The sequence below is a fragment of the Enterobacter sp. MEB024 genome (assembly GCF_030209635.1).
In the GTDB taxonomy this organism is placed as follows: domain Bacteria; phylum Pseudomonadota; class Gammaproteobacteria; order Enterobacterales; family Enterobacteriaceae; genus Enterobacter; species Enterobacter ludwigii.
The window spans coordinates 55,820-75,692 of sequence record NZ_JARVRQ010000011.1; the positions used below are offsets into that span (position 1 = coordinate 55,820).

Sequence of the window (19,873 nt, forward strand, 5' to 3'; positions counted from 1 at the left end):
TGATTTTTCACCCCGTCGCTTCCAGCAGCAGTAAATCCATCAGCAGGACCAGATTCGACTCAAACGACGTCACGCCAGCGGCTTCTGCGGCGTAATGTACCGCCTCGTCATATAAGGCAAAGTGCAAATCTGCCATTCCCGCCAGCGTATTGGCCGAAGCGCGCGTAAAAGCCACGACCGTCATCCCCACGTTTTTCGCGATCCGCGCTTTATCCAGCACCTGTTCGGTTTCACCGCTGCGTGAGACGGCGATAAACACCTGATACCGCGCAGCGTTGCTGAGGAAAATGTTTCGGCTATCGCCCGGCCCGGAAATAAACGCCGTTTTGCCCAGCACCTGCAATTTCTTGGTGAGGTACTCGGCGAAGAGATAAGAGAAGCCGGCGCCATAAAGAAAGAAACTCTCTTTCTGGCGCAGTAACGTCGAAAATTGCGCGCGCTTCTCCTGCGTTACCCACTGAAAGGTGTGCTGATAGTTCGCGATAAATTGACTGAAAAGCGCCGGCAGTTCGGGGCGCTGTTGTGCCTGCGCAGCGATATACGGCGTCTCGGTTAACAGCTGTTTGCAGTGCCAGATAAATTCGCTGAAACCGCTGAAGCCTAATTTCTGACACAAACGCATAATGGTAGCGGTTGAGACGAACGTCGCCTGCGCCAGTTCGCGCACCGTAATATTGCCCACCAGCAGAGGATGCTCTGTGAGGTGGGCCAGCACGCGATATTCCGCGCGGGTCAGTGACGCCCCGCGCGTTAACAGCGTGGCCAGACGGTTATCCATTATTTGGCCGGTTCAACGGGCAAATCGTCTCGTGCACCCCATTCACTCCAGGCGCCATCATAGAGCGTCACGTCGTTTACACCGAGTGTGGCGAGCGCCAGAATCACCACGCAGGCCGTGACGCCGGACCCGCAACTGGCAATAACGGGACGATGCAAATCCACGCCCTGACGATCAAAAATAGCGCGCAGCTCATCGGTCGTTTTTAATTCACCTTCAAACACCAGATCGCCCCACGGCACATTCAACGCGCCGGGAATATGGCCGCGCTTCAGCCCCGGACGCGGTTCATCCGCCTGGGCGTTAAAGCGCGCTGCAGGGCGGGCATCGACAATTTGCGCCGTTTTTTCATGGCTGACCACCAGCACGTCGGTCAGACGTTTTACCTGATGCGCATCAAACGTCGCGTCGAACTCGCCTTCCGGCAGCGTCACGTCGCCCTGCTGCAATGGCAGTTCATCACGCTTCCAGCCCGCGAGGCCGCCTGCAAGAATTGAGACTTTCTCCACGCCAAAGTTTTTCAGCATCCACCAGGCGCGCGGTGCGGAGAAGAGGTTACCTTCATCGTAAACCACGAGGTGTTTGTCACGATTGACGCCAAGTTCGCGCATCGCCACGGAGAACGCTTCCGGTCGCGGCAGCATGTGCGGGAGAGGGGAGTTATGGTCGGACAGGGCTTCAATATCAAAAAATACCGCGCCCGGCAAATGCCCTGCGCGGTATTCTGCGACCATATCGCGAAGGTGTTCCTGCCCGGCAGGTGCCATACGCGCGTCAATAATCTGTACTTCCGGATCGTCACCGTGCTCAATCAGCCAGTCGGCGGCGACAAAATATGAGGTGGACATGGGTTGCCTCCATTCTTTTCCGTAAAAAAGGATTGTCGGTGTTTTTTCTGACACCGACAAGCAAACCACGTTCAACTCGCGAGCACGACCCTATTTTTTCACCGCTTCACCGTTCTGCCAGGCTTTTTGCAGCGCAGGCCAGTAGTCACGGTTGGCGTCAATCATCTCATCGAGAATCGCTTTTGCGTGCTCCATGGTGGGCACGGTACGGTTCAGGGTGAACGCCTGTAGCGCTTTTTCGTAGCTGCCTTCAATGGTCGCTTCCACCAGCAACTGTTCAGAGGCGAGCTGCTGTTGTAGCAGCGTCTGATGGAACAACGGGACCCGACCCACGCGGATAGGCTCTGGCCCTTCAGAGGTGATGTAGGCCGGGACTTCCACCACCGCGTCGTACGGCAGATTGGTTATCGCCCCGCGGTTTTCCACCATTACCAGATGGCGCTGACGCAGGTTAAATGCCAGCGAGCAGGCGACATCGACAATAAACTCGCCGTGGACGCCCACGTGGAAGGCATCCGGTAAAATCCTGGTACGCTTATACTCTTCTGCGGCGGCAAACAGCTTTTTCTCACGCCCGTTCATCACTTCGTTCGCGCGGGTATAGTCCGGGTTCTGATGCCCCACAATCTGGTTTGGCATCAGGTAGTACTGCAGATAGGGGTTTGGCAGATATTCCGGGAAGTTATCCATGATGGGCTTGATGTTGCGCCAGGTTTTCACCCACGACGGATCCGAGTGCTGCGGATCGGTTTTGGCCGCATCTTCCGTCAGCAGGCCGAACCTCGCGATATGCCGACGCAGTTCCGGCAGCTTGTCCTCGCCGTCCACCCGCACGCGGGTAAACCAGCCGAAGTGGTTCAGACCAAAGTAGTCCACCTCCAGCTTGTGGCGGTCCACACCCAAAATGGCCCCCATGTTACGCATCGCCGCCACTGGCATATCGCAGATATTAAGCACGCGGGCGTCCGGTCGCAGGCGGCGCACCCCTTCCGCAACGATCGCTGCCGGGTTGGAATAGTTCACGATCCAGGCTTTTTCATGCGCGTAGCGATCCACCAGATCGATCAGCTCGACCATCGGCAGGATCGTGCGCAGGCCGTATGCCAGCCCGCCAGGACCGCAGGTTTCCTGGCCCACCACGCCGTGGCGCAGCGGGATCTTCTCATCCTGCTCACGCATTCTGTACTGGCCGACACGCATCTGGGCGAAGACAAAGTGCGCCCCGCTGAACGCGACTTCCGGGTCTGTAGTCACGGTGAAGGTAATGCTCTGGCTGTGGTCGCGAATGACCTTCTCCACCACCGGTGCAATGGTGTTCTGGCGTGCTTCGTCGATATCGTATAGGCGAATCTCGGCCAGCGGGAAGTCCTGCAGGCGTACCATCAGGCTTTTCACGATACCTGGCGTATAGGTGCTGCCGCCACCGGCAATCGACAGAATAAAAGGGGGTGTAAACATCTTTAGCTCCTCTCAGAGAAACGTCTCAACGGCTTCTCGCATTTTTTTGACATGCAGCCCGTAGACCACCTGAACGTTGTTACCTTGTTTGATAATCCCTTTCGCGCCGGTCGCTTTCAGACGCGGCTCGTCGATGATGGAGACATCCTTCACCGTGACGCGTAAGCGGGTGTAGCAGTTATCCACTACCTCAATGTTTTCCCGGCCTCCCAGTCCCACCACGATGGATTCACCCAGCCCGTCATTGTTCCCCTTCGCCTGATACTCCTGTTTGCTGTACAGGCGCGTCTCCTGATCGTCATCCTCGCGTCCCGGCGTCTTCATGTTGAAGCGCAGGATCAGGAAGCGGAACACCACAAAATAGAGCGCGAACATGATGAGCCCGACCACGATGTACATCGGCCAGTTGGACTTCTCCGTGCCGAGCGGCAGGTTATAAAGAATAAAATCGATAATTCCGTTAGCGCCGATGGCATGAACACCGAACAGGGAGAAAAGCATCATGCCGATGCCGGTCAGCACCGCATGTACCACAAACAGCAGTGGAGCGACGAACAGGAACGAAAACTCAATCGGCTCGGTAACGCCCACCAGCAAAGAGGTTAATGCTGCCGGGATCAGGATGGCTTTGGCTGCCGCTTTGCGCTCCGGCCTGGCGGTCATGTACATCGCCAGCGCCGCCGCGGGCAGGCCAAACATTTTGCTGATGCCGCGCGCGTCCCACACTACCGTGCTGCTCAACTGCTTCACTTCCGGACAAGCCATTTCGGCGAAATAGATATTGCGTGCGCCCTGATAAACCGTGCCGCATACCTCTTGCGTCCCCCCAAGTTCGGTATACAGGAAGGGGGTATAGACCAGATGATGCAGGCCGGTCGGCACCAGAATGCGTTCCAGGAAGCCGTAAATGGCCACCCCAAAAGGCCCGGAACCTTTGATCGCCAGCGCCAGTGCGCTGATGCCATGCTGGGCAAATGGCCACAGTTCGCTCATCACGACGCCGAGCAGCATTGAGACAGGAAGCATGACGATGGCGACGAAACAGTGGCCGGAATAGATGGCCATCGCGCCGTTAAACTGTACGCCGGAGTACTTGTTGTACAAGTATCCGGACAGCGCCCCTGTCAGGATCCCGGCGAAAACGCCCATCTCCAGCACCTGCACGCCCAGCACCATACTTTGCCCGGCGGCTTTCATCTGGTCAGCGGGAGCCAGTTCGCCCTGGAGCTGCAGCGTAACGTTCATCGCGTTAATGAAAACAACAAAGGTCACCAGGCCGATCAGGGCCGCATAGCCTTTATCACGCGTGGCCAGGCCAATCGGTATCCCGACGGCAAACACCAGTGCCAGGTTAACCAGTACTGACACGGCCGATTTCGCGATAAGCTGACCAACATGCTGAATCAGCGGATGGCCGAGAAACGGCACATACTCTGCGAGGTTACCGTTCCCCAGGACGTTACCGAATGCGATAAACAGACCGACGATCGGTAAGATAAGTACCGGTCCGTACAACGATTTTCCGAAATTTTGTAGGGCGTTCACGGCTCGTTTCATGACTGTCTCTCTTAGTGAACCGCGCACTCGGGGTGCGTCTTGAGCTTAAAGCTAGCAGGCTAAAGGCGAGGTAATCCAGCTATCTTCTTGTTTTAAAAACAAATGACGTAAAAGGTAACATGTGACGTTTGCGACTGTGATCGGCATAGCAGTGCCTGAGTAAAGGCGTCGTCGCTCTGCGAGGTGCTTTCCAGATTCTAAAATTAGACTTTTTGTATTAATGAAACTTGCGGATAATACTTATCCGGAAGACGACCAACAGGCTCCATGGGCCAGGGACAAAGGATGACACCGTTTCGCTTAGCCGCGATTTCTCTCGCGCTGCTTACCACATTTTCGCTTGTCGGCTGTGATAACAGCGACGATAACTCTCAGGCTGCGGCTCCCGCAGCATCCACAGCAACGACACCGAAAGCACCGGAAAAGCCGGACGCTGAAAAGCTGGCAACGCTGGCGGCACAGAGTCAGGGCAAAGCGCTCACCCTGCTGGATACTTCAGAGGTGCAGCTTGATGGCGCGGCCACGCTGGTGCTGACCTTCTCTGTTCCGCTTAATCCCGATCAGGATTTCGCCAAAACAGTGCATGTGGTGGATAAAAAAAGCGGCAAGGTTGACGGGGCGTGGGAACTCGCACCTAACCTGAAAGAGCTACGCCTGCGCCATCTGGAACCCAACCGCAATCTGGTTGTCACCGTTGAACGTGATCTGCAGGCGCTGAACAAAGCGACATTTGGTATCGATTACGAAAAAGCCCTGACTACCCGGGATGTTGAACCGACGGTCGGTTTTGCCAGCCGTGGCTCGCTGCTGCCGGGCAAGGTGGTGGAAGGTCTGCCGGTAATGGCGCTCAACGTCAACAATGTTGACGTGAATTTCTACCGCGTGAAGCCTGAATCCCTGGCCTCCTTTGTCAGCCAGTGGGAGTACCGTAACTCCCTGACCAACTGGGAGTCCGATAATCTGCTCAAAATGGCGGACCTGGTGTATACCGGCCGGTTTGACCTCAATCCGGCACGCAACACCCGTGAAAAACTGCTGTTGCCGCTGCGGGATATTAAGCCGCTCCAGCAGTCAGGCGTGTACATCGCGGTCATGAATCAGGCCGGGCACTATAACTACAGCAATGCCGCGACGCTCTTTACCTTAAGTGATATTGGGTTGTCCGCTCACCGTTATCATAACCGTCTGGATATTTTCACCCAGAGCCTGGAAGATGGCGCGGCGCAATCCGGCGTTACCGTCACCCTGTTGAATGATAAAGGGCAGACGCTTGCCGAAGCGAACAGCGATGCTGACGGCCACGCAAAACTTGAGACTGACAAAGAAGCCGCGCTGATTCTGGCCAGCAAAGACGGACAGACCACGCTGCTTGACCTCAAGCTTCCGGCCCTCGATCTGGCGGAGTTTGATATCGCAGGTAGCCCAGGCTACAGCAAGCAATTCTTTATGTTTGGCCCGCGCGATCTCTATCGCCCTGGCGAAACGGTGATCCTCAATGGTTTGCTGCGCGACAGCGACGGTAAACCGCTTCCTGCCCAGCCGGTTAAACTCGACGTACTGCGCCCGGACGGACAGGTGGCACGCACGGTTGTCATACAGCCTGAGAACGGCCTCTATCGCTTCAATTATTCCCTGGACGGCGGGGCGCAGACCGGTATGTGGCATATCCGCGCCAATACCGGCGATAACCAACAGCGCCTGTGGGATTTCCACGTTGAAGATTTTATGCCGGAGCGTATGGCGCTTAATCTGACGGGACAAAAAGCGCCGGTTTCCACCGAGGATAACGTCGACTTTAACATTGCGGGTTATTACCTGTATGGCGCACCTGCCAACGGAAATTCCCTGCAAGGCCAGCTTTTCCTGCGACCGCTGCGCGAAGCCGTCGCTGCACTACCGGGCTTCCAGTTCGGTGATATCGCCGAAGAGAACCTGAGCCGCAGCCTGGATGAAGTTCAGCTAACCCTTGATGAACAGGGGCGCGGACAGGTCTCGACCGAAAGCCAGTGGAAAGAGGCGCATTCACCGCTGCAGCTGATCCTGCAGGCCAGCCTTCTGGAATCGGGCGGTCGCCCGGTGACGCGCCGTGCTGAGCAGGCCATCTGGCCGGCGGCCGATCTGCCGGGTATCCGTCCTCAGTTTGCCAGTAAGGCCGTTTACGACTACCGCACTGACACTACCGTCAACCAGCCGATCGTGGATGAAAACGGCAATGCCAGCTTTGATATCGTCTATGCCGATGCCAGCGGGGCAAAAAAGGCGGTTTCCGGGTTACAGGTTCGCCTGATCCGTGAGCGCCGTGACTACTACTGGAACTGGTCAGAGAGCGATGGCTGGCAGTCACAGTTTGATCAGAAAGACCTGGTTGAGGGCGAGCAGGAGCTGACCCTTAAGGCCGATGAAACCGGTAAAGTGACCTTCCCGGTGGAGTGGGGTTCGTACCGTCTGGAGGTCAAAGCGCCGGACGACATGGTCAGCAGCGTGCGCTTCTGGGCCGGCTACAGCTGGCAGGATAATAGCGACGGCACCGGTGCCGCTCGCCCTGACCGTGTGACCATGAAACTGGACAAGCCTTCCTATCAGCCGGGAGATACCATCCAGCTGCATATCGCTGCTCCGGCGGCGGGTAAAGGCTATGCGATGATCGAGTCCAGCGAAGGGCCGCTGTGGTGGAAAGAGATCGACGTACCGGCCAACGGGCTCGATCTCTCAATCCCGGTGGATAAGGCCTGGAAACGTCACGATCTCTATCTCAGCACGCTGGTGGTACGCCCTGGCGATAAATCCAAATCAGCGACGCCGAAACGTGCCGTCGGGTTACTGCATCTGCCGATGGGCGATGAGAATCGCCGCCTGAATGTCGCGCTGGAAAATCCGCAGAAAATGCGGCCAAACCAGACGCTGTCCGTGAAGGTGAAGGCCAGCGTCAAAGAAGGCGCCGTTCCGCAGAAAGTGAATGTGCTGATCTCGGCAGTGGACAGCGGCGTGTTGAACATCACCGATTACGTTACCCCGGATCCGTGGGAAGCGTTCTTCGGTCAGAAGCGCTACGGCGCGGATATCTACGATATTTACGGTCAGGTCATTGAAGGGCAGGGCCGCATGGCTGCACTGCGCTTTGGTGGTGACGGCGATGAGCTTAAGCGCGGCGGTAAACCACCGGTGAACCACGTGACTATCATTGCCCAGCAGGCGCAGCCGGTCGAGCTCGATGCTAACGGTGAAGGGACCGTGACACTGCCCATTGGAGACTTCAACGGCGAGCTGCGTCTGATGGCGCAGGCCTGGACGGAAGATGATTTCGGCAGCAGCGAAGGTAAAGTGATTGTCGCCGCCCCAATCATTACCGAACTGAACACGCCGCGCTTCCTGGCAAGTGGCGATACCTCACGCCTGACGCTGGATGTGACCAACCTGACGGACCAGCCGCAAACGCTGAACGTTGCCTTTACCGCTACCGGCAAGCTGTCGCTTGAGGGCGCACAGCCGCAGCCCGTGAAGTTACCGCCGGGCGCGCGCAGCACCCTGTTTATACCGGTACGTGCGCTGGATGGCTACGGTGATGGTGAAGTGACCGCTCAGGTGACCGGCCTGAAGCTGCCGGGCGAGACTTTCGCTGCACAACAGAAGAGCTGGAAAATCGGCGTTCGTCCGGCATTCCCGGCGCAGACCGTTAACACCGGTGCCATGCTGAATCCCGGTGAGTCGTGGAGTGCACCGGCGCAGCACCTTAATGGCTTCTCTCCTGCCACGCTACAGGGACAATTGCTGCTGAGCGGGAAACCGCCTCTGAATCTGGCGCGCTATATTCGTGAGCTGCAGGCATACCCGTATGGCTGTCTGGAGCAAACCACCAGTGGTCTGTTCCCGTCGCTCTACACCAACGCGGCGCAGTTGACCGCGCTTGGCATCAAAGGGGATACGGATGACAAGCGCCGTGCGGCCATTGATATCGGAATCTCCCGTCTGCTGCAGATGCAGCGTGATGACGGAGGTTTCGCGCTTTGGGATAAAAACGGTCCGGAGGAGTACTGGCTCACCGCCTATGTCACTGACTTCCTGGTTCGTGCAGGCGAGCAGGGCTACAGCGTGCCTGCTGAGGCGGTTAACAACGCCAACAGCCGCTTGCTTCGTTACCTGCAGGACCCGGGCATGATGTCCATCCGCTACAGCGATGATACCCAGGCCAGTAAATTTGCGGTGCAGGCCTATGCCGCGCTGGTGCTGGCTCGTCAGCAAAAAGCCCCGCTTGGTGCGTTGCGTGAAATCTGGGAACGTCACGGACAGGCCGCTTCCGGGCTGCCGCTGATGCAGCTGGGGATGGCGCTTAAATTGATGGGCGACGCACCGCGCAGCCAGCAGGCGCTGGGTCTGGCCATCAAAACGCCGCGTAACGACAGCAAAAACTGGATGGCCGATTATGGCAGTGCGCTTCGTGATAATGCGCTGATGCTCTCTCTGCTTGAGGAGTACAAGCTTCTGCCGGATGCGCAAAATACGCTGCTGAACGCCTTGTCGGAACAAGCTTTCAGCCAGCGCTGGCTCTCGACCCAGGAGAGTAACGCCCTGTTCCTGGCCGGACGTTCGCTGCAAACTTTGTCCGGTGCATGGCAGGCGCAAACGTCTCTGGCGGATACCGCATCAGGCGGTGATAAAGCCCTGGTACAGAACGTGAACGGCGACCAGCTTGGCGCGCTGCAGGTGACCAATACCGGTAGCACACCGCTGTGGGTACGCCTTGATAGCACCGGTTATCCGGCATCTGCACCTCAGCCATCGTCTAACGTGCTGCAGATTGAGCGCCATATTCTGGCAACCGACGGCAGCACAAAGTCGCTCACGTCCCTGAAGAGCGGCGAGCTGGTGCTGGTATGGCTTGAAGTGAAGGCCAGCCAGAACGTGCCGGATGCGCTGGTTGTCGATCTCCTCCCGGCGGGACTGGAATTGGAAAACCAGAACCTGGCGAGCAGCAGCGCCAGCCTGCAGGACAGCGGCAGCGAAGTGCAGAACCTGCTCAGTCAGATGCAGCAGGCGGATATTCAGCATATGGAATTCCGCGACGATCGCTTTGTGGCGGCGGTGCCGGTTAACGAAGGGCAGCCGGTCACGCTGGTTTATCTGGCGCGCGCCGTGACGCCGGGAACCTATGAGGTGCCGGTCCCGATGGTGGAGTCCATGTATGTTCCGCAGTGGCGGGCAACAGGTGCGGCCAGTGGCCCGCTGATTGTTGTACCGTAATATGCGCCTTGTACGTCTGATACGCTCCCGCTGGCTGTGGCTGGCGGGAGCGCTTCTCGTTTTATGGGGGCTCATTCTGGCCGCTGATCGCCTGTGGCCGTTGCCTCTGAAAGAGGTCAACCCCGCACGGGTGGTGGTGGACGAAAAGGGCACACCGCTCTGGCGTTTTGCCGACAGCGAAGGGATCTGGCGCTATCCGGTCACTCTCGAAGAGGTTTCTCCCCGCTATCTTGAAGCCTTGATCCAGTATGAAGATCGCTGGTTCTGGGACCATCCAGGCGTGAATCCGTTCTCTGTGCTGCGCGCCGCCTGGCAGGATCTTACCTCCGGGAGGGTTGTCTCAGGCGGCAGCACGCTCACCATGCAGGTGGCGCGCCTGCTGGATCCGCATCCGCGCACTTTTGGTGGCAAAATTCGTCAGCTCTGGCGAGCCATGCAGCTTGAGTGGCACCTCTCTAAGCGCGACATCCTCACGCTTTATCTTAACCGCGCCCCGTTTGGCGGTACGCTGCAGGGGATTGGTGCGGCAAGCTGGACCTATCTCGGCAAACCACCTTCGCAGCTTAGCTATTCCGAAGCGGCGCTGCTCGCCGTATTGCCGCAGGCGCCAAGCCGGTTACGTCCTGACCGCTGGCCGGAACGTGCAGAAGCGGCACGCAACAAAGTGCTCGACCGGATGGTGACGCAGGGCGTCTGGTCGGCAAGCCAGGTTAAGGAGTCCCGTGAAGAAGCGGTATGGCTGGCGCCCCGGCAAATGCCGCAGCTGGCACCGCTCTTTTCGCGCATGATGCTCAGTAAAAGTCGCGATACTAAAATTGTGACTACCCTGGATGCGTCCCTGCAGCGGCAGCTTGAAGAACTGGCGATGAACTGGAAATCTCGTCTGCCGGCTCGCAGTTCGCTGGCAATGATCGTCGTCGATCACACGGATATGAAAGTGCGTGGCTGGGTGGGATCGGTCGACATTAACGATGACACCCGGTTTAGCCATGTGGATATGGTGAATGCGATCCGATCGCCGGGATCGGTGCTCAAACCCTTTATCTACGGTATGGCGCTGGACGACGGTTTGATCCACCCGGCATCGCTGCTCCAGGATGTTCCAAGAAAAACGGGGGATTATCGCCCGGGTAATTTCGACAGTGGATTCCATGGGCCGGTGAGTATGAGTGAAGCGCTGGTACGTTCCCTTAATCTGCCCGCCGTGCAGGTGCTCGAGGCATACGGACCAAAACGTTTTGCTGCGATGTTGAGTAATGCAGGTTTGCCGCTGATTTTACCTGCTGGCGCACAGCCGAATTTATCGCTGATCCTGGGCGGGGCAGGGGCGCGGTTGGCCGATATCACCGCGGCCTATAGCGCGTTCGCCCGACACGGTAAAGCGGGCCGGCTGCGCTTACAGCCAGGCGATCCCTTGTCAGAGCGGCCGTTGTTATCCCAGGGGGCGGCGTGGATCATTCGCCGTATTCTGGCCAATGAGGCGCAGCCGCTGCCGGACAATGCGCTGCCGCAGGTGGTACCTCTGGCATGGAAAACGGGAACCAGCTATGGCTACCGTGACGCATGGGCGGTAGGGCTGAATGCCCGTTACGTTATTGGGATCTGGACCGGACGACCGGACGGCACGCCTGTGGCGGGTCAGTTTGGGTTTGCGAGCGCGGTACCTCTGCTTAACCAGGTGAATAATGTACTGCAGTCTGGTTCAACGCTCGATCAGGCGCGTCTGCCACGCGACCCGCGCCCTGACGGTGTGGGACGCGGCGTCATCTGTTGGCCGGGCGGCCAGTCGCTGCCGGAAGGGAGCGAAAATTGCCGTCGTCGCCTGGCGACCTGGCTGCTGGACGGCAGCGAGCCGCCGACATTGCTCCTACCGGAACAGGAAGGTATTCGCGGGATCCATTTCCCGGTCTGGCTGGATAAAGAGGGCAAACGCGTGGCGGCAGACTGCCCGGATGCGATCGAGAAAGTTCTGGATGTCTGGCCGCTGCCGCTGGAACCCTGGCTGCCTGCAGCCGAGCGGCGCTCAGCACGGATCCCTTCGCCATCGGCTACCTGTCCGCCCTTGTCGCAGGACTCACCTGCACCGCTGATGTTGACTGGCGTGCGTGAAGGCGCGGTTATCAAGCGTCTGCCGGGGGAATCCCGCGTCTCGTTACCGCTACAGGCCACCGGCAATAGCGGTGAACGCTGGTGGTTTTTGAATGGCGAACCGCTGGCGGTGAAGAGCCGGGTTTACACCTTGCAGCTTGATAAATCAGGTGATTATCAGGTGCTGGTGATGGATGAAGCGGGGCAGGTGGCGACGGTGAATTTCACGCTGCAGTAGCGTTAAACGTCTCTTCTGCTGTGAGCTGTTGCTAATCTTCGTCTCATTTTAAAAAAATGTTACCTGAATCCATAGGCAATGGCGCTATTGCTCATTATAATCCGCGCCACACCATACTCAGGTATGAAAAACAACAGAACATTTACAGAGGTTATCATGGCTATTGAACGTACTTTTTCCATCATCAAACCAAACGCGGTGGCAAAAAACGTTATTGGCAGCATCTTTGCTCGCTTTGAATCAGCAGGGTTCAAAATCGTTGGCACCAAAATGCTGCACCTGACCGTTGAGCAGGCTCGCGGTTTCTACGCTGAGCACGAAGGTCGTCCATTCTTCGACGGCCTGGTTGAGTTCATGACTTCTGGCCCGATCGTTGTATCCGTACTGGAAGGCGAAAACGCAGTACAGCGTCACCGTGACCTGCTGGGTGCGACCAACCCGGATAACGCACTGGCTGGTACCCTGCGCGCTGACTATGCAGACAGCTTCACCGAGAACGGCACCCACGGTTCCGATTCTGTTGAATCTGCCGCTCGTGAAATCGCGTTCTTCTTCGCTGAAGGCGAAGTGTGTCCACGTACCCGTTAATTTAACGGTTTCGTTTACACATTATTTTCGTAAATGCCGCGTGCAGACGTGGCATCCCTGCGCCAGACTTTGTACAATGCAACGCCCCGGACGAGCAGACTGCTTTCCGGGGCGTTTCTTTTCAACCCTCCATGGGCCATAACGTGTAACAACGAGGCCGGAAAAAATTATGTCTGAATTAGTGAATACCTCCGAAGTCGCCATTCCTGCGGTTCCAAATAAAAATGGAAAAATTAACCTGCTGGATCTGAACCGTCAGCAGATGCGCGAGTTCTTTAAAGAGATGGGCGAGAAGCCGTTTCGTGCCGATCAGGTCATGAAATGGATGTACCACTATTGCAGCGACAACTTTGATGACATGACTGACATCAACAAAGTGCTGCGCAATAAGCTCAAAGAAGTGGCTGAAATCCGTGCACCAGAAGTGGTGGAGGAGCAGCGCTCTGCCGATGGCACCATCAAATGGGCGATTGCTGTTGGCGATCAGCGCGTTGAAACCGTCTACATCCCGGAAGAAGACCGCGCCACGCTGTGCGTCTCCTCTCAGGTGGGCTGTGCGCTGGAGTGCAAGTTCTGCTCAACCGCTCAACAGGGATTCAACCGTAACCTGCGCGTGTCTGAAATTATCGGCCAGGTGTGGCGTGCGGCGAAAATCGTCGGTGCGGCGAAAGTGACCGGGACCCGTCCAATCACCAACGTAGTGATGATGGGCATGGGCGAGCCACTGCTGAACCTGACCAACGTCGTTCCGGCGATGGAAATCATGCTGGATGACTTCGGCTTTGGTCTGTCCAAGCGTCGCGTAACGCTGTCGACGTCAGGCGTAGTGCCTGCACTGGACAAGCTGGGCGACATGATTGACGTTGCGCTGGCGATCTCCCTGCATGCACCGAACGACGAAATCCGTGACGAAATTGTACCCATCAACAAAAAGTACAATATCGAAACTTTCCTCGCCGCCGTGCGTCGCTACCTGGAGAAATCCAACGCGAACCAGGGCCGCGTGACGATCGAGTATGTCATGCTCGATCATGTAAACGACGGTACCGAGCATGCGCATCAGCTGGCTGAACTGCTGAAAGATACGCCGTGCAAAATCAACCTGATTCCATGGAACCCGTTCCCGGGCGCGCCTTATGGCCGTAGCTCGAACAGCCGTATCGACCGTTTCTCCAAGGTGCTGATGGAGTATGGTTTCACCACTATCGTGCGTAAAACCCGTGGTGATGATATCGATGCTGCATGCGGACAGCTGGCAGGTGATGTGATTGACCGTACCAAACGTACCCTGCGTAAACGTATGCAGGGCGAGACGATTGCGGTCAAAGCTGTTTGATTCTTATGCACTCACGGCGCATTATTTGCGCCGTGAAGCATAATCTTACTGAATAATCAGTCAGATTCGTGATGACTGATCAATAATTACGGTGCGTTTCATCCGACTTTCGGGCAGTATGTAACGACGTAACAACAGTTTATCCTGACGGGCAGGGCTGTGCTGTCATCTCCGGGCTGACAGTCTTATACTGTCTGTTCAAGGTTAACTGATCAGAACTTTCGCGGTGCGGGTGGCATTGTGACTTACCGGCACCTGAACCCTTTTTTTTCACGTACCAGTAGTTGTAGCGAATGAATACTGAAGCCACTCACGACCAACATGAAGCACTCTCCACTGGCGTTCGTCTTCGCAACGCCCGTGAACAACTCGGACTCAGCCAGCAAGCCGTTGCAGAACGCTTATGTCTGAAGGTTTCCACGGTTCGCGATATTGAAGAAGATAAGGCTCCGGCCGATCTGGCTTCAACATTTCTGCGTGGTTACATCCGCTCTTATGCAAAACTGGTGCATATCCCTGAAGAAGAATTACTGCCAATGATGGAGAAGCAGGCACCGGTCCGCGCAGCAAAAGTTGCGCCGATGCAGACCTTCTCCCTGGGAAAACGTCGTAAAAAACGTGATGGCTGGCTGATGAGCTTTACCTGGCTGGTGCTGTTTGTGGTAATCGGCCTGACGGGCGCATGGTGGTGGCAAAACCACAAGGCGCAGCAGGAAGAGATCACCACCATGGCCGATCAATCCTCCGCCGAGCTCAATCAGTCCGGCAATGACAACGCTCAGAGCGTGCCGCTGAATACCGAAGGTGCTGCCACCTCCAGCGAGCCGCAGACTGCCGCGACCGATGCGCCTGCAACCGATGCCGGGCAGGCACCCGCCGCAACGGCTAATACCCCTGCGCCTCAGGCTCAGGATCCAAACGCGGTGGTTGCCCCTTCTCAGGCAAACGTGGATACCGCGACCAACGCGCCAGCGGCCACTCAGCCTGCGGACAACGGTGCTGCGTCACTGCCAACCAACCCGGCCGGAACGGCTGCGCCGGCGGCGGACCCAAATGCGCTGGTGATGAACTTCTCTGCTGACTGCTGGCTGGAAGTGACCGATGCAACAGGTAAAAAACTGTTCAGCGGTCTGCAGCGTAAAGATGGCACGTTAAACCTAACCGGCCAGGCACCGTATAAACTTAAAATCGGCGCTCCGGCAGCAGTACAGATCCAGTATCAAGGAAAACCTGTCGACCTGAGCCGCTTTATCAGAACTAACCAGGTTGCGCGTCTTACCGTTAATGCCGAACAATCAGCAGCACAGTAACAGACGGGCAACGCGGGAGATTTTTCATGCATAACCAGGCTCCGATTCAACGTAGAAAATCGAAACGGATTTACGTTGGTAATGTGCCAATCGGCGATGGGGCTCCTATCGCCGTCCAGTCGATGACCAACACGCGCACCACTGACGTGGAAGCGACGGTCAATCAGATCAAAGCGTTAGAGCGTGTAGGCGCGGACATTGTTCGCGTCTCCGTGCCGACAATGGATGCCGCAGAGGCGTTCAAACTGATCAAACAGCAGGTCAGCGTTCCGCTGGTTGCTGATATCCACTTCGATTACCGCATTGCGCTGAAAGTTGCTGAATATGGCGTCGACTGCCTGCGTATTAACCCGGGCAACATCGGTAACGAAGAGCGTATCCGCATGGTGGTGGATTGCGCCCGCGATAAAAATATTCCTATCCGTATCGGCGTTAACGCCGGTTCCCTGGAAAAAGATCTGCAGGAAAAATACGGTGAGCCAACGCCGCAGGCGCTGCTTGAATCCGCGATGCGTCACGTTGATCATCTTGATCGTCTGAACTTCGATCAGTTCAAAGTCAGCGTAAAAGCCTCAGATGTGTTCCTGGCAGTAGAGTCTTATCGCCTGCTGGCAAAACAGATCGATCAGCCTTTGCACCTCGGGATTACGGAAGCCGGTGGCCTTCGTAGCGGTTCCGTTAAATCGGCGATCGGTCTGGGGCTGCTGCTCTCGGAAGGGATCGGTGACACCCTGCGCGTTTCGCTGGCGGCCGATCCGGTAGAAGAGATCAAAGTCGGTTTCGATATCCTCAAATCACTGCGTATCCGCGCACGTGGGATCAACTTCATTGCCTGCCCAACCTGTTCACGTCAGGAATTTGACGTGATTGGCACGGTGAATGCGCTTGAGCAACGTCTGGAAGATATCATCACCCCGATGGACGTCTCCATCATCGGGTGCGTGGTGAACGGTCCGGGTGAAGCCCTGGTGTCAACGCTCGGCGTCACCGGCGGTAACAAGAAAAGTGGTCTCTATGAAGATGGCGTGCGTAAAGATCGTCTGGATAATAGTGACATGATCGACCAGCTTGAAGCCCGCATCCGTGCCAAAGCAACAATGATGGATGAAGCGCAGCGCATCAGCATTCAGCAGGTTGAAAAATAACGTGATGGGAAGCGTGGCGCTTCCCATGTATGATTGAACCCATTCTTTGGGTTCTTTTTTGTATATAGAAAGAGAATAAACGTGGCAAAAAACATTCAAGCCATCCGCGGCATGAACGATTATCTGCCTGGCGAAACCGCCATCTGGCAGCGCATTGAAGGCACACTCAAACAGGTGCTCGGCAGCTACGGTTACAGCGAAATCCGTTTGCCGATTGTAGAGCAGACCCCGTTATTCAAACGCGCGATCGGCGAAGTGACCGACGTGGTTGAAAAAGAGATGTACACCTTTGAGGACCGCAACGGCGACAGCCTGACACTGCGTCCGGAAGGTACGGCGGGCTGCGTACGCGCCGGCATCGAACATGGTCTCCTGTACAATCAGGAGCAGCGCCTGTGGTATATCGGCCCGATGTTCCGCCACGAACGTCCACAGAAAGGTCGTTATCGCCAGTTCAACCAGCTGGGTGTGGAAGTCTTTGGCCTGCAGGGCCCGGACATTGACGCCGAACTGATTATGTTGACTGCCCGCTGGTGGCGTGCGCTCGGCATTGCTGAGCATGTCTCACTGGAACTGAACTCCATCGGTTCTCTGGAAGCACGTGCGAACTACCGTGACGCACTGGTTGCGTTCCTGGAGCAGCACAAAGAGAAGCTGGACGAAGACTGCAAACGTCGTATGTACAGCAACCCACTGCGCGTGCTGGATTCCAAAAACCCTGACGTACAGGCGCTGTTGAACGATGCACCTGCATTGGGCGACTACCTGGACGAAGCGTCACGTGAGCACTTTGCGGGTCTGTGCAAACTGCTGGAAGCCGCGGGCATTGCTTATACCGTGAACCAGCGTCTGGTGCGCGGTCTGGACTACTACAACCGCACCGTGTTCGAGTGGGTGACATCCAGCCTCGGTTCCCAGGGCACCGTGTGTGCCGGCGGTCGTTATGACGGTCTTGTTGAGCAGCTTGGTGGTCGTCCAGCCCCTGGCGTTGGCTTCGCCATGGGTCTTGAACGACTTGTTTTGCTTGTTCAGGCAGTTAATCCGGAATTTAAAGCAGATTCCGTTGTCGATATATACCTGGTAGCCTCAGGCGCGGAAACGCAGCCTGCGGCAATGCAGCTTGCGGAACGCGTGCGTGATGCACTGCCGGACGTGAAGCTGATGACCAACCATGGCGGCGGCAACTTCAAAAAACAGTTTGCTCGTGCCGATAAATGGGGCGCAAGTATTGCACTGGTGCTGGGCGAGTCCGAAGTGGCTAACGGCGAAGTGGTTGTGAAAGACCTGCGCTCTGGTGAGCAGACAACGGTAACGCAGGACGGCGTTGCGGCGCACTTGCGCACTCTATTGGGCTAAGGAGAAGGACTGCGTGGAAATTTACGAGAACGAACACGATCAGGTCGACGCGATTAAACGCTTCTTTGTCGAAAACGGCAAGGCGCTGGTTGTTGGGGTTATTTTAGGTGTCGGTGCGCTGGTAGGCTGGCGTTACTGGAACAGTCATCAGGCGGACTCCGCGCGTGACGCGTCGCTGTCGTATGAAAATACCGTTAGCGCAATCCGTGCCGATCAGCCGCAAACGCTGACGGCGGCAGAGAAATTTGCCGCTGACAACAAAAACACCTACGGTGCGCTGGCCGCACTGGAAGTGGCGCAGCAGTACGTTGATAAGAACGAGCTGGATAAAGCCGCTAGCCTGCTGTCACAAGGGCTAACCGCCGCCAGTGATGAAAATCTGAAAGCGGTAATCAATCTGCGCCTGGCTCGTATTCAGGTTCAGCAGAAAAAAGCTGACGATGCGCTGAAAACGCTCGATACCATCAAAGGTGAAGGTTTTGCTGCCATTGTTGCCGATCTGCGCGGTGAAGCACTGCTGAGCAAAGGTGACAAAGCGGGCGCGCGTAAAGCGTGGCAAGCTGGCGTAGAGAGCAAAGCTTCACCTGCGCTGAGCGAAATGATGCAGATGAAAATAAATAATTTGTCCGTCTGAGAGGGACCCGATGCAATTGCGTAAATTACTTCTGCCAGGACTGCTTTCTGTTACGTTATTGAGTGGCTGTTCACTGTTCAGTGGCGAAGAAGACGTTGTGAAAATGTCCCCACTGCCGACTGTTGAAAACCAGTTTACCCCGTCCACCGCGTGGAGCACCTCCGTGGGCGATGGTATTGGTGATTTTTATTCCAACCTGCACCCGGCTTTTGCCGACAGCGTTATCTATGCGGCTGACCGCAAAGGTACCGTGAAGGCGGTTAATGCCGATGACGGGAAAGAAGTGTGGTCGGTTAACCTGGCGGAAAAAGACGGCTGGTTCTCTCGTAAACCGGCACTGCTTTCTGGCGGTCTGACCGTTGCCGGTGGGCATGTGTACGTGGGTAGCGAAAAAGCCCAGGTCTATGCTCTCAACACCAGCGATGGTTCTGTTGCATGGCAAACCTCCGTGGCCGGTGAGTCTCTGTCTCGTCCGGTCGTGAGCGACGGCATGGTACTGATCCACACCAGCAACGGCCAGCTGCAGGCGCTGAACGAAGCCGATGGTCTGGTGAAATGGACCGTGAACCTGGATATGCCTTCCTTGTCCCTGCGCGGTGAATCTGCGCCGGCTACCGCCTTTGGTGCTGCCATTGTTGGCGGTGACAACGGTCGTGTAAGCGCGGTATTGATGCAGCAAGGCCAGATGATCTGGCAGCAGCGTATTTCCCAGGCGACAGGCTCAACGGAAATCGATCGTCTGAGCGATGTCGACACGACCCCGGTTATCGTAGACGGTGTGGTTTACGCACTGGCCTATAACGGTAACCTGACCGCGCTGGATCTGCGCAGCGGCCAGGTCATGTGGAAACGTGAACTGGGCTCGGTAAATGATTTCGTGGTTGATGGCAACCGTATCTATATGGTCGATCAGAACGACCGTCTGCTGGCGCTCAGCACCGAAGGTGGTGTTACGCTGTGGACGCAAAGCGATCTGCTGCACCGTCTGCTGACCGCACCAGCACTGTATAACGGTAGCCTGGTGGTGGGTGATAGCGAAGGGTATATGCACTGGATTGACCCGGACAACGGTCGTTTTGTTGCTCAGCAAAAAGTCGACAGCTCAGGTTTCCTGACGGAACCGGTCGTGGCTGACGGCAAACTGCTGATTCAGGCAAAAGACGGCACGCTGTACGCGATCACGCGTTAATTACCCAGCGGTTGTAGTATACTAAACGGCTCCTGTTCACTCAGGAGCCGTTTTGACATTTTTAAAAACGCCGCAAATGCGACGTTTATTTGAATTTTATGAGGCTTCAA

Annotated in this window: 13 protein-coding genes; 9 read left to right on the top strand and 4 right to left on the bottom strand. The window is 56.5% G+C overall.

What is annotated here, in order from left to right; translation table 11 throughout:
* Positions 1-7 precede the first annotated feature (7 nt).
* The 4 genes from QRN24_RS17225 to QRN24_RS17240 all read right to left on the bottom strand — a co-directional run bounded on the left by QRN24_RS17225 (position 8) and on the right by QRN24_RS17240 (position 4,641).
* Positions 8-778 (bottom strand): MurR/RpiR family transcriptional regulator, encoded by a 771-nt coding sequence (locus QRN24_RS17225; RefSeq protein ID WP_020883026.1) that lies wholly within the window; start codon positions 776-778, stop codon positions 8-10.
* Positions 778-1,626 carry a 3-mercaptopyruvate sulfurtransferase gene (gene sseA, locus QRN24_RS17230; protein ID WP_032678689.1) on the bottom strand — a complete coding sequence of 283 codons (849 nt, stop codon included), beginning with the start codon at positions 1,624-1,626 and terminating at the stop codon, positions 778-780. Before sseA ends, QRN24_RS17225 begins: the two co-directional genes overlap by 1 nt.
* Positions 1,627-1,716: 90 nt before the next feature.
* Positions 1,717-3,084, bottom strand: a complete 1,368-nt coding sequence (locus QRN24_RS17235; protein WP_284942906.1) for a 6-phospho-alpha-glucosidase — start codon at positions 3,082-3,084, stop codon at positions 1,717-1,719.
* Positions 3,085-3,096: 12 nt separating this feature from the next.
* On the bottom strand, positions 3,097-4,641 hold the full coding sequence (locus QRN24_RS17240; protein WP_020883028.1) for a PTS transporter subunit EIIC: 1,545 nt from the start codon (positions 4,639-4,641) through the stop codon (positions 3,097-3,099).
* Positions 4,642-4,926: 285 nt separating this feature from the next.
* Here QRN24_RS17240 and QRN24_RS17245 point away from each other — a divergent pair, with 285 nt between their 5' ends.
* The 9 genes from QRN24_RS17245 (at position 4,927) to bamB (ending at position 19,763) form a co-directional block, all read left to right on the top strand.
* Positions 4,927-9,879 carry an alpha-2-macroglobulin family protein gene (locus QRN24_RS17245; protein WP_284942907.1) on the top strand — a complete coding sequence of 1,651 codons (4,953 nt, stop codon included), beginning with the start codon at positions 4,927-4,929 and terminating at the stop codon, positions 9,877-9,879.
* Position 9,880: 1 nt separating this feature from the next.
* On the top strand, positions 9,881-12,205 hold the full coding sequence (gene pbpC, locus QRN24_RS17250; RefSeq protein WP_182268892.1) for a peptidoglycan glycosyltransferase PbpC: 2,325 nt from the start codon (positions 9,881-9,883) through the stop codon (positions 12,203-12,205).
* 156 nt (positions 12,206-12,361) lie between these two features.
* Positions 12,362-12,793: a nucleoside-diphosphate kinase gene (gene ndk / locus QRN24_RS17255; protein ID WP_003860625.1), complete on the top strand. Its 432-nt coding sequence runs from the start codon at positions 12,362-12,364 to the stop codon at positions 12,791-12,793.
* A gap of 169 nt (positions 12,794-12,962) precedes the next feature.
* A complete protein-coding gene (gene rlmN, locus QRN24_RS17260; protein WP_014171168.1) occupies positions 12,963-14,129 on the top strand; it encodes a dual-specificity RNA methyltransferase RlmN in 1,167 nt (388 codons plus the stop codon).
* A 293-nt stretch (positions 14,130-14,422) separates the two neighbouring features.
* Entirely contained in the window at positions 14,423-15,439 is a 1,017-nt protein-coding gene (gene rodZ, locus QRN24_RS17265) for a cytoskeleton protein RodZ (RefSeq protein ID WP_014171167.1), read from the top strand.
* A 26-nt stretch (positions 15,440-15,465) separates the two neighbouring features.
* The gene (gene ispG / locus QRN24_RS17270) at positions 15,466-16,584 is read left to right on the top strand and encodes a flavodoxin-dependent (E)-4-hydroxy-3-methylbut-2-enyl-diphosphate synthase (RefSeq protein WP_014171166.1); all 1,119 of its coding nucleotides are present in this window, start codon (positions 15,466-15,468) and stop codon (positions 16,582-16,584) included.
* An 81-nt stretch (positions 16,585-16,665) separates the two neighbouring features.
* Positions 16,666-17,940 carry a histidine--tRNA ligase gene (gene hisS, locus QRN24_RS17275; protein WP_020883031.1) on the top strand — a complete coding sequence of 425 codons (1,275 nt, stop codon included), beginning with the start codon at positions 16,666-16,668 and terminating at the stop codon, positions 17,938-17,940.
* Positions 17,941-17,953: 13 nt separating this feature from the next.
* Positions 17,954-18,574, top strand: a complete 621-nt coding sequence (locus tag QRN24_RS17280; protein WP_020883032.1) for a YfgM family protein — start codon at positions 17,954-17,956, stop codon at positions 18,572-18,574.
* Between the two features lie 10 nt (positions 18,575-18,584).
* Complete coding sequence (gene bamB, locus QRN24_RS17285) at positions 18,585-19,763, top strand: outer membrane protein assembly factor BamB (protein WP_014171163.1); 1,179 nt, start codon at positions 18,585-18,587, stop codon at positions 19,761-19,763.
* The last annotated feature ends 110 nt before the right edge of the window (positions 19,764-19,873 follow it).

Excerpts from the sequence above, each read along its gene's own strand:
- QRN24_RS17225 (WP_020883026.1), bottom strand. The coding sequence starts at position 778 with ATGGATAACCGTCTGGCCACGCTGTTAACGCGCGGGGCGTCACTGACC.
- sseA (WP_032678689.1), bottom strand. The coding sequence starts at position 1,626 with ATGTCCACCTCATATTTTGTCGCCGCCGACTGGCTGATTGAGCACGGT.
- QRN24_RS17235 (WP_284942906.1), bottom strand. The coding sequence starts at position 3,084 with ATGTTTACACCCCCTTTTATTCTGTCGATTGCCGGTGGCGGCAGCACC.
- QRN24_RS17240 (WP_020883028.1), bottom strand. The coding sequence starts at position 4,641 with ATGAAACGAGCCGTGAACGCCCTACAAAATTTCGGAAAATCGTTGTAC.
- QRN24_RS17245 (WP_284942907.1), top strand. The coding sequence starts at position 4,927 with ATGACACCGTTTCGCTTAGCCGCGATTTCTCTCGCGCTGCTTACCACA.
- pbpC (WP_182268892.1), top strand. The coding sequence starts at position 9,881 with ATGCGCCTTGTACGTCTGATACGCTCCCGCTGGCTGTGGCTGGCGGGA.
- ndk (WP_003860625.1), top strand. The coding sequence starts at position 12,362 with ATGGCTATTGAACGTACTTTTTCCATCATCAAACCAAACGCGGTGGCA.
- rlmN (WP_014171168.1), top strand. The coding sequence starts at position 12,963 with ATGTCTGAATTAGTGAATACCTCCGAAGTCGCCATTCCTGCGGTTCCA.
- rodZ (WP_014171167.1), top strand. The coding sequence starts at position 14,423 with ATGAATACTGAAGCCACTCACGACCAACATGAAGCACTCTCCACTGGC.
- ispG (WP_014171166.1), top strand. The coding sequence starts at position 15,466 with ATGCATAACCAGGCTCCGATTCAACGTAGAAAATCGAAACGGATTTAC.
- bamB (WP_014171163.1), top strand. The coding sequence starts at position 18,585 with ATGCAATTGCGTAAATTACTTCTGCCAGGACTGCTTTCTGTTACGTTA.